Raw genomic sequence first — 589 nt, 5'->3', positions numbered from 1 at the left:
TGTGTGATCGGTAGGAACTGAGAAAGCCGTTGAAACGGGACGGCTTCGAATTGGCGGTCTCTGTTCGTGATGATTACAGCCGGGTCACTGAAACGTGCAATCCGGTTACCGAATAGAACTTCTGCAGCTGCAACTGTAGAAGCTCTGATGTCCTGGATTGGGATTGCTTCCGAGCATCCTGCGAAGCTGCCAATTGCCGTGAGACAGTACGCTGCACTCTGATGGGAAATCGCCATGGGTTACAAACGTAACAGGAAAACCTGTGGAAACGATAGACAATAAATTGCTCTACAATGTGAGACCGGTTTAATCACCGTTTGGCCGTCAGACTCCTGTTGATTTCCTCCAGGCGGATTCGGTGCGGAAGAAATCTTGAATGTAGTATTTGTAATGGACTACAAGGAATATCTCGCGAACGGTTCAAGCTACGACGTTCTTTTTGGTGTCAAAATGTTCGTCTTCGAGAGCACTACAAGGCAAATTTTACAAAATGGCGCTAGCTATTATGGTTGCCGAGTTATGGCGTTTGGAAAATTTTCAAAATGGCGGCTAAATATCTCGCGAACGGTTCAAGCTACGACGTTCTTTT

The 589-nt window shown here is 46.5% G+C and carries 1 protein-coding gene; it reads left to right on the top strand.

Translation table 11 applies throughout. The annotated features are described in order from the left end of the window. Window positions 1-372: 372 nt before the first annotated feature. Window positions 373-589 (top strand): hypothetical protein (locus ACFILY_RS09695; protein WP_375673397.1); only part of this gene is annotated, 217 nt, incomplete at its 3' end.

The organism is Bartonella sp. CL25QHWL (assembly GCF_042195335.1).
In the GTDB taxonomy this organism is placed as follows: Bacteria; Pseudomonadota; Alphaproteobacteria; order Rhizobiales; family Rhizobiaceae; genus Bartonella.
The sequence above is the reverse complement of the archived record's forward strand: the minus strand, read 5'-3'. Positions and strand labels throughout refer to the sequence as shown.